This window comes from Leucobacter sp. M11 (assembly GCF_035726885.1).
Taxonomy (GTDB): Bacteria; Actinomycetota; Actinomycetes; order Actinomycetales; family Microbacteriaceae; genus JAPFRB01.
In genome coordinates this window covers 83,780-84,639 of sequence record NZ_JAPFRB010000006.1, presented here as the reverse complement: position 1 = coordinate 84,639, position 860 = coordinate 83,780, and the positions used below count along the sequence as shown (strand labels likewise).

1 protein-coding gene is annotated in these 860 nt (G+C 70.6%); it reads right to left on the bottom strand.

Translation table 11 applies throughout. The features are described 5' to 3' along the window. The coding region (otnK, locus tag OOT08_RS17450; RefSeq protein ID WP_325094130.1) for a 3-oxo-tetronate kinase at window positions 1–721 on the bottom strand (721 nt) is incomplete at its 3' end. Between the last annotated feature and the right edge of the window lie 139 nt (window positions 722–860).

Here is an 860-nt window from a genome sequence, read left to right as displayed (position 1 = left end):
ATCGCGCGCTGACCGCGCGGGCGAGCCCGGCCCCGATCCCGGAACCGCCGGTCACGAGCGGGAGGTCGGTGACGGCCTCGCCGATGGCGTCGAGGTGGCGATCGGTGACGCAGTCGAGCACGGCGTAGCGCACGCCCTCGGCGCGCAGCTCGGCGAGGCGGGCGCGGATCGCGTCCGGCCCCGCCTCGATCGTCGCGAAGGGCACGAGGCCGGTCCGGCCCTCGGTCTGCGCCCCGAGGACGCGGAGCAGGTTCGCGTCCGTCATCGGGGTAACCGGGTGGTGGCGCATGCCGGACTCGTTGAGCGGCTGCTGCCAGACGAAGAGGGTGCCCTGGTAGACGGTGCGGCCGTTGACCGGCAGCGCCGGGCACACGACGGTGAAGTCGCTGTCCAGCTCGGCGAGCAGCGCGTCCGTGACGGGGCCGATGTTTCCGGCGGGGGTGCTGTCGAAGGTCGAGCAGTACTTGAACACGATGCGCTCGGCTCCCGCGGCGCGCAGCTCCGCGAGGGCGCTGCGGCTCATCGCGACCGCCTCGTCGACCGGCACGGAGCGGCTCTTGAGCCCGATCACGACCGCGTCCACCTCGGTGAGTGTGGCAGCCCGGCTCTCGTCGGCAGCGCCGTTGAGTTGCACGGTGCGCAGGCCGTTCGCGGCCAGGAAGCCCGCGATATCGGTCGCGCCGGTCAGGTCGTCCGCGATCACGCCGATGCGCACAGTCACGTCACACGCTCCTCGTTGAAACAGGGGAAGGGATGCGAGGAGCGTAACACGATTTCACACTTCATCACGAACTGATTGTGAATTTATGTGAACACGTGTGCGCGCGCCAGGGAACGCCGCAGCCCCGCCCCGGGGATCG